This is a genomic window from Hymenobacter defluvii (assembly GCF_017589435.1).
Classification (GTDB): Bacteria; Bacteroidota; Bacteroidia; order Cytophagales; family Hymenobacteraceae; genus Hymenobacter; species Hymenobacter profundi.
In genome coordinates, this window is record NZ_JAGETX010000023.1 from 39,466 (window position 1) to 48,333 (window position 8,868).

At 54.8% G+C, this 8,868-nt stretch carries 6 protein-coding genes and 1 pseudogene; 5 read left to right on the top strand and 2 right to left on the bottom strand.

Translation table 11 applies throughout. The features are described from left to right. The first annotated feature begins 25 nt into the window (after nucleotides 1-25). The 5 genes from J4D97_RS20640 (at nucleotide 26) to prfB (ending at nucleotide 6,767) form a co-directional block, all read left to right on the top strand. Nucleotides 26-3,058: a hypothetical protein gene (locus J4D97_RS20640; RefSeq protein ID WP_208309216.1), complete on the top strand. Its 3,033-nt coding sequence runs from the start codon at nucleotides 26-28 to the stop codon at nucleotides 3,056-3,058. An 11-nt stretch (nucleotides 3,059-3,069) separates the two neighbouring features. Beyond that, complete coding sequence (locus J4D97_RS20645; RefSeq protein WP_243900441.1) at nucleotides 3,070-3,786, top strand: ABC transporter ATP-binding protein; 717 nt, start codon at nucleotides 3,070-3,072, stop codon at nucleotides 3,784-3,786. 74 nt (nucleotides 3,787-3,860) lie between these two features. After that, the gene (locus tag J4D97_RS20650) at nucleotides 3,861-4,409 is read left to right on the top strand and encodes a cob(I)yrinic acid a,c-diamide adenosyltransferase (protein ID WP_208309217.1); all 549 of its coding nucleotides are present in this window, start codon (nucleotides 3,861-3,863) and stop codon (nucleotides 4,407-4,409) included. A 44-nt stretch (nucleotides 4,410-4,453) separates the two neighbouring features. Next, a complete protein-coding gene (locus J4D97_RS20655) occupies nucleotides 4,454-5,518 on the top strand; it encodes a branched-chain amino acid aminotransferase (RefSeq protein ID WP_208309218.1) in 1,065 nt (354 codons plus the stop codon). 171 nt (nucleotides 5,519-5,689) lie between these two features. Next, a protein-coding gene (gene prfB, locus J4D97_RS20660; protein WP_185281049.1) for a peptide chain release factor 2 occupies nucleotides 5,690-6,767 on the top strand; the annotation gives its coding sequence in 2 pieces (ribosomal slippage) (nucleotides 5,690-5,740 and nucleotides 5,742-6,767; 1,077 coding nt in all). 82 nt (nucleotides 6,768-6,849) lie between these two features. Here the strand turns inward: prfB and J4D97_RS20665 are convergent. Continuing rightward, the gene (locus J4D97_RS20665) at nucleotides 6,850-8,295 is read right to left on the bottom strand and encodes a SusD/RagB family nutrient-binding outer membrane lipoprotein (protein WP_208309219.1); all 1,446 of its coding nucleotides are present in this window, start codon (nucleotides 8,293-8,295) and stop codon (nucleotides 6,850-6,852) included. A gap of 8 nt (nucleotides 8,296-8,303) precedes the next feature. Beyond that, a pseudogene (locus J4D97_RS20670) lies at nucleotides 8,304-8,868 on the bottom strand (hypothetical protein); the annotation flags it as partial.

Consider the following 8,868-nt stretch of genomic DNA (forward strand, 5'->3'; position numbering starts at 1 on the left):
TAGTTAGCTTTTGAATAATTAGTTAGTGCCGACTTCTGCTCCTTCTATCTCGCCGCATCGTTGGAGCCCCTGGCTGCTAGGTCCGGCGCTGCTTGCTGTGCTGGCCGTAGGGCTGGCCCTTTTTCATTACTTCACAGGGGCACAGTACACGCTGCCGCTCCAGCCGGTTACGCAGTTCAAGCCCCTACCCCTCACCCTCGACACAGTGCGGGTAGGGCTGGCGGGCCTTCCTGTGCGGGCCAACGCCTACTTGCTCACTCAAACCCATGATGTGGCGGGCCCCTTCGTGCGGCCGGTGGCGGCTATAGCTTTTCTGGCCGTGCTGGCGGGTAGTCTCATCTATTTCCTCGCTACCATCACGGCGTTCGGCCGGCCGGCTTTTGTGGTGGCAATGGCCTCGGTGTTTTTCCTGCTGATGTCGCTGAGCCCCGATTTGCTGGGGATATTTGATGCGCAACGGCAATATTTTCTGGTGCTAGCCCTGGTAGCACTGGGGCTTCCGGCGTATGCTTTCCACGCCTTTTGGCCTACGGTACCGCGTTGGCAACGACTGGGAGCATTTGCGGTGCTGGTAACTGGCCTGAGCGCGCTGCTGTTCGTGCGCAGCTCCTACCCTACCGACATCACGGCGTTGCAATTGGCTACCTACGCTACCCGCGGTGGCGCCGTAGCCGTGGCCTTGGTGGTGCTCTGGCTCGGCTTCGAGAATGTTCATGGCTTGCTGTGGGTAGGGACGATGAGCGAGCAGCCGCGCTATCGCCTTGGGCGCCTGCCGCTGTTGGCGCTCAGCATTTTGTACCTCACGCTGCTATTCCTGTACTACTGGCGCAACGGCGTGGTGCAGCTAACTGATACTCTTCGCTTAGATCCGCTGCTGTTTCTATTGCCCGCCGCGTTGGTGGGCTGGTTGGGGCTACGCCATCGTGCTTCTACCTATAACGAGTGGCTACCCTACGCCACGGGTATGGCCCCTATCTACCTCACGCTGTTGGCCATTGCGGCCGCCACGCTGGGCTACGCGCTGGCTACCCTAAACGACCCATTGCTGGAAGCTGCCCGGCAGTTCACGGCGCTGGCTTTTCTGGGATGCGGTGGAGGCTTCCTATTATATCTGATCTTCAACTTTGGACCGCTCATCAAGCAGCGGCTTTCGGTGTACCGGGTGGTCTACCAGCCGCGCCGCCTGCCGTTCTACGTGGTCTATATCATGGGCGTAGGCCTGCTACTGATTACCGGCTTGCGCACGCATTTCTTTGTACTGGATCAGGTAGAAGCAGGCTTTTACAACAATTTAGGTGATGTGACCCGCCTCCAGAGCGAGCAGCAGCCCGAAGTAACACCCATTGCTTTATTGGCCGAACGCTACTACGCCGAAAGCGACATGCTGGACCGCTTCAATCACAAAGCCAGTTGGGGACGGGCGGCACTCTACCGCTTCCGGTTTCAGCGCCAGAATGAAATCAACGCATTACGCCGCGCCCTGAGCCGGGCACCCTCGCCACGGCTGTCGTTACGACTGGCAGCACTCTACAACGAGCCAGCCGACTTCTTCGACCGCCAACAGGCCTTGCGCGATGGGTTGCAGGCAACGCCCAACAATGCGTTCCTGGCCAGCGACATGGCGCAGCTCTACTCCCGTTCTACCCTTACCGACTCGGTGGATTACTATCTGCGTCGAGCCGAAGAAGATGCGCCTACCAATGAGGCCGTACGCACCAACCGCCTCGCTTTCCTGATTCAGCAAGACCTGACCGCTGCCCAGCAATGGGCTACCGACCATGCCGCCAGCGGCGAGCAACCCGCCTTGCAGAGCAATGAGTTGCTGCTGGCTCGGATAACCGGGCAGCCCGCGCCGGCGGTACCTCAGTTGAAGGCAGGCGAAGGTTTGTCGCTACCAACTTTCGCTCGGCTCTACCACCTAGCGCTGGCCCGCGCCACGGCCCGCGACACCAGTTTGCTCCCTACCCTGCGGCAGCTGCGCCAAGAGCCCATCGACAGCGCCTACCACGAGCAGCTAAGCTTTCTGCTGGCGCTTACCCAGCACTACGGCGGCCGACTTGCGGCGGCTCAGGCTACCCTGCAACCGCTCACGCTCGGCACCAATGCCAGCGCTGCCTACTACCAAAACCTGATGGGCACTTGGTTGCTACAGCAGCAACTATACGCCCGCGCCGAGCACCTGTTCACGACGGCGCAGGTGAATGGCTATCCCGATGCGCGGGTAGGGCGCGCCTATGCTTTCACGCTGAATGGAGAACCCGACTGGGGCCGCACGTCCCTACCCGCACCAGACAGCATCGATTATGCCGGCCGTCTGCTACGCCAAGTACTCACGCTCTCCTACCCCGCCGACTACGCTACTGCGCCCGATTCTATAAAGGCCCAGTTCTTGGTGGTGCAAGGCAATACACTACCGCCTGCGCAGTGGCTGCCAGCAGCCGCTGCCCTACCCGCCCCCGTACGCACAGAGGCCTTGCTGGCTCAGTTGCCCCGCGCCATCGACGCCGGACAGTTGGCAGCAGCCCGGCAGGTGGTGGAACAATTCGCCCTACCTTCCGCCACCAAAACCCGCACTGCTTCGCGTTGGAATGTGGTGCGCGGCGAGTTGTACCTGGCTGAGCTACGCTGGACCGATTTGCAAAAGCTGGTGTCTACTGGCTATTTCACGGCAGCCGATCAGCCTAACTACCTAACTTACCAAGCGCTGCTGGCAGCACATACGCAACCGTCCACTGCCGGCAAGCAATTTGCGGCCTTGCTGCGAGAAGCACCATTCGAGCCGGAAGCCGTACTCGCAGCTGCCGACTTCTACACCAACCAGAAAAAGTATCAGCAGGCCTACGATGCGTTAGTGCGCGGCCTGGAGTATGCCCCCAACTCGCCCCAGCTACTACGAGCCTATGTGTTGGCGACTATTCCCGTAGGGCTGACCACTTACGCTACTGATCCGCTCAACCAGCTACGTGCGTTGCTTTCCCCCCCCGAATACGCTACCTTTCTTGCGCAGTACGAAGCTCGTCGTTCGGCTATAATTGCCGCCACGGAATCCTGGAACTAACCTACTTGGCCATGCAGCAGCCCATCATCGAAACCACCAACATATCCAAAGTATACCGCATGGGCATGGAGGAGATTCATGCGCTGCAATCCGTGTCCATTAGCATCAACCGGGGTGAGTACGTGGCGTTTATGGGCCCGTCGGGTTCCGGAAAGTCTACGCTGATGAATATTGTGGGCTGCCTGGATACGCCTTCTGGTGGAAAATACGTGCTGAATAATCACGATGTCAGTCATATGTCGGACAACCAGTTGGCTGACGTGCGCAACCGTGAAATCGGGTTTGTATTCCAGTCATTCAACTTGCTACCCCGCGCTACTGCCCTCGATAATGTGGCCCTACCCCTTATTTACGCCGGCTACGGTAAGAGCGAGCGGCAAGAGCGTGCCCGCGAGGCCCTGCGCAGCGTGGGTCTGGCCGAACGCGCCCTGCACCGCCCCAACGAACTGAGTGGCGGCCAGCGCCAGCGCGTAGCCATCGCCCGCGCCCTCGTCAACGACCCCAGCATCATTCTGGCCGACGAACCCACTGGCGCCCTCGACTCCAAAACCAGTCACGAGATTATGGACTTGTTCGAGGCGCTGTACGCGAAAGGCAACACCATCATCATGGTCACGCACGAGGAAGATATTGCCAACTACGCCCACCGCGTAGTACGCCTGCGCGACGGCCTGATTGAGTCCGACATCATCAACGAGCACGTGACAACGCACGTACTGAATGGGTAAATGAGTGCGTGGTTGACTGACGAGAACACCCAATTTCTCAACCACGCATCCATTCATTCACTCATCCCTACCCCATGAAAATCTACACCAAAACCGGCGACCAAGGCCTGACTTCTCTCATTGGTGGCACGCGCGTGCCGAAGTCCAGCCTCCGCATTGATTGCTACGGGACGGTGGATGAGCTAAACGCCTACATTGGCCTGCTGCGCGACCAGGACGTGAACGGCAGCCGCCGCGGCTTGCTGAAAGAAATTCAAGACCGGTTGTTCACCATGGGTGCTTCGCTGGCTTCGGATCCCGAGAAATCGAAGATGAAGATTCCAGATTTACACGCCGAAGACGTGGCGCTGCTGGAGCAGGAAATGGACCGTATGAATGCCGGCTTGCCCGAGTTGCGCGAGTTCATCCTACCCGGCGGGCATCCATCAGTTTCGGTGTCGCACGTAGCGCGCTGCGTCTGCCGCCGCGCCGAGCGTCTGGTCATTCACCTGCGCGAAGAGTCTTTTGTGGCTGATTTAGTCATTGTCTACCTGAACCGTCTGTCTGACTACCTGTTTGTACTGGGCCGTCAGATGGCCCACGACCTCGGCGCGGAGGAAGTGACCTGGAAACCCCGCCTCTAACGTCGCTTAAGCTGCCACCCAACTTTACTCTTTTTGGTTTTTTTATGTCTCTTACCCTCGACATTCCCACCCAACGCACAACAGCCTCTACCCTTCCGCAAGTAGACCTGAGCCGTCTTGAATTCGGCCAGACTTTTTCTGACCATATGCTGGTGGTGGACTACCGCGACGGGAGCTGGCAGCAGCCGCGCATCGTACCCTACGGCCCTATTGAAGTAAGCCCTGCCAACTCGGCGCTGCACTATGGTCAAGCCATTTTTGAGGGTATGAAAGCCTATAAGAATACCGAAGGCAACATCACCCTATTTCGGCCACTCGATAACCTGCGCCGCCTCAACCTGTCGGCTGAGCGTATGTGCATGCCCGCCGTACCCGAGGAGATATTCATGCAGGGGCTCCTTCAGTTAATTCGTCTGGATGGGGAGTGGGTACCTAGCGCCCCTGGCACCTCACTCTATATTCGCCCCTTCATGTTTGCCACCGATGGCATGTTGGGCGTTCGGCCATCCAGCACCTACCGGTTCATCATTATCACCTGCCCAGTAGCTTCCTTTTTTAACAAGCCGCTACGCGTGCGGTTCGAGGAGAAATATGTGCGCTCCGCGGAGGGCGGCGCGGGCTTCGCCAAAAACGCCGGCAACTATGGCGCGGCCATGTACCCTACTAAGCTGGCCCAGCAGGATGGCTATAACCAGCTCCTGTGGACCGATGCTTCAGAGCACCGCTTCATTGAAGAATCTGGCACTATGAACGTGATGTTTGTGGTAGATGGTCGTTTGATTACGCCCGCGGTCAGCTCGTCTATTCTAGACGGCATTACCCGCAAAAGCGTACTCCAACTAGCCCACGATTGGGGAATGACCGTAGAGGAACGTAAAGTATCTTCCGTGGAGATTCTAGAGGCGCAGGCTAATGGCACGCTTCAGGAAGCCTTTGGGGTAGGCACGGCTGTCACTATCGCACCCATAGCCGTGATAGGCTACCGCGGCCAGGACTACGAGCTGCCGGACCTCACAGACGACTCGTTTGCGCGTCGGGTTAGCGCCGCTCTCACCGATATCCGGGTAGGCACTGCTCCCGATGAGCATAGCTGGATGGTGAGCGTATAAGCAGATCAGCTACAGCAAGCTCGGCTTCGCAACGGGTACCAAAGTCATCCTCTGACTTTATCTACTCGTTACGAAGCCGAGCTTTGCATTTAGTGGCTCTCACGCCTCCTACCTCCTACACTCGGTAATCCTACCGACCTTTGTTTATTCATCATTTAATATTCCCCCGTAATGACGCAAGATCAGGTGAAGGAATTGAAGGGCCGTGCTGAGGCCCTGAGGAGGTATCTTTGACTACGATGCCCGCAAAGCGCAAATAGAAGAAACGGAACAGCGCACCCTCGCCCCCGATTTCTGGGACGATTCTAAACAGGCAGAACTCACGCTTAAGGAAATCAAGAGCCAGAAATTCTGGACCGATGATTACGAAACCGTAGAGCAGCATATTGCCGACGTAGAGGTGCTCTTTGATTTCTACCGCGAAGGCGAAGCCACCGAGGCCGAACTCCAACAGGAATTCGCAGTGGCCCAAAAAGCCGTAGAAGATCTGGAGTTCAAGCGCATGCTGTCTGAGGAGGAAGACCAGCTCTCAGCCATCGTAGAAATCAACCCCGGTGCCGGCGGCACCGAAAGCCAGGACTGGGCCGAGATGCTGATGCGCATGTACATCATGTGGGGCGAGAAGCACAATTTCACGGTGAAGCAGCTCAGCTACCAGCCCGGCGAAGGTGCCGGCATCAAATCAGCTTCCCTGGAAATCACCGGCGACTTTGCTTACGGCTACCTAAAAGGCGAAAGTGGCGTGCACCGCCTCGTACGTATCTCTCCCTTCGATAGCAGCGGCCGCCGCCACACATCGTTTGCATCCATCTACGCCTACCCTGTCGTCGACGATACCATCGATATCCAGATCAACCCTGGCGACATTACCTGGGACACGTTCCGAGCTGGTGGCGCTGGTGGGCAGAACGTAAATAAGGTAGAAACTGCCGTACGCCTCACGCATGCACCCTCTGGCATCATCATCGCCGTGCAGATTGAGCGCAGCCAGCTCATGAACAAAGAACACGCGCTACGCATGCTCAAATCGCGCCTCTATCAGCAAGAACTAGACAAGCGCAACGAGGAACGCGCCAAAATCGAAGCAGGCAAAAAACGCATCGATTTCGGCTCACAGATCCGCAACTACGTGCTCCATCCCTACAAGCTCATTAAAGACCTCCGCACTGGCGTGGAGCGCACTGACGTACAAGCTGTATTGGATGGGGACTTAGACGAGTATATCAAGGCGTATCTGATGCAGGGATAAGTTGAATCACCTTGATAAATAGGCCATTAAAAGAAGAGGCGAACCAGAAATCTGGTTCGCCTCTTCTTTTAGAATGATAAAATTATTGTCTGAATTTGTCCCAAAACAAAGCAGTAGTTACTTGGTCACCGCCGATAGCAGCGGCAGCAGCGGAGTAATTAGCGCCGTTTACGCTTTGCTCTGCAATAGGATATGTATATCGTAGTGGAATATCACTAACAGCCGTTGACGGCTTAGTTAGTTTTGGACTATCCAATCTACGCCACTCCTTATAAGCTTCGGTCGGCTGATTATAGAGAGCAATCCACTTTTGCACACCTATCTTTTCTTTATAGGTAGCACCCGGAGCAGTAGCATAAGCAACTGATGGCTGCGACAGATATGTGTTTGCTGCGGCATCAGTACCTCCCCACTCTAGAATTGACGCTTTAACAGCTGCATTATAATGCTCCTCAACGGTTCCACCTACACTGTAACCTCGAGCAACCGCTTCCGCCAACATAAACTCAACCTGAGCATATGACATAACTACTCCGGGTAGTGTAGGCTCCTTCAACTTATTGCCGGGCGTAGAGAAATCTGTGTAGGCGTTCGTAACTCCATACTCACCGCCCGTATAGGTTGTACCTCCTTCTATTACTGGGTTGAAATACTGGCTTAGCCGAGGATCTTGCAGGTCTTTTAACTTGTTGATGAAAAAGCTAGTCCCCACAAAGTCATTACGTCCGCTTCTTACTAAGTCCTCAAACAAAGGATTTGTATTGGGAAAGGTAGATAGGAAAGCTAGATCAACATTATCAGCATTGGAGGCCAGAACTTTACCAGATACAGAAGCTGCCATTGTCTTTGCTTGCGCATCGTTCACGTCCGCTATGGTGAGAGCCATACGAAGCTTCAAAGAGTTAGCGAACTTGATCCACAGACCTGTATCTCCATTGTTGAGCAAATCCGCACTTCCTAAGCCAGTAGCATTCGGTTTGAACTGTGCAATAGCGGCATCCAACCGTTTGATTAAATCATCATAGATGGCTTTTTGGTCATCATATGCTGGCTGAGGATTAGAGATATCAAGCGCTTGGGTATAAGGTACATTTCCGAATGTTTCTACAAGCGTAGCCCAAGTAAAAATTTCTAATACTTCTGCACTAGCCAGTTGATTCGCCTTCACGTCATCACTGATAGTGACATCCGTTTCAATGTTCCTTTTTGCCTCTTTTAAATCAAGCAGGACGTCTCGGTACAACGGATTCCAATAGTTAGTATTGATGCTCCGTGTATTAATCTGATAACGGCTCTCCTGTGGGTAATCAGTAGCGGCCCAGTATTGTACATAGTACCGAAACGGATTCGCGTTAATATTAGCGCTGTTAATAGTCCTAACTAAATTACGCTCAGCATTAGAGACAAATGTAGTACCCGGCGCAGTGGTTGGGCTTTTTGGATCTACGTTATAATCATCTAGCGAATCGACGCATGAAGTAGCCAAGAGCATCGATAGGCCTAGACCAAGTAAAAGCTGCTTTTTCATATCAGAAATTAGAAACTGAGTTTGACGTTCACACCAAGCGTACGAACGGAGGGATAGGCCCCTGTAGAATATCCTAGACCGTAGTTACCGGAGCTAACAGCGTCTTCAGGATCAGCGTCAGGCAAGTTTTTGTGTATAATCCACAGATTACGGCCAACGATAGAAACTTCAGCTCCCTTTACTGGCCCCCACTTTGAAACAAACGACTGTGGAATAGCATAGTTCAAGGCTAGTTCCCGCAACTTCACGAAACTCGCATCATACACAAAAGCTGCTGAGGGGTTAACCGTAGTGCCATAAGCGGTGTAGCCTTCTGTCGTACTATTATCAGCCCGCACTGTATTGGGGGTACCATCTTCTTGAACACCAGGAAAAATGATTCCGCCACCATTCGCGATGGTATTGCGCGAAGGGTTTCCTAAGTCGTTTAGACCTGCCGTTTCGTCGGGTAAACCAGTGTCTAGGCCGTATGCCCGGTCAAGAGAGAATACCTGCCCGCTTATGCGATTATAGCCCGAACCCACAATAGTGCCTTTCTGGTCAAAATAGCCAAGTGACAACCGGTAGCGGTTC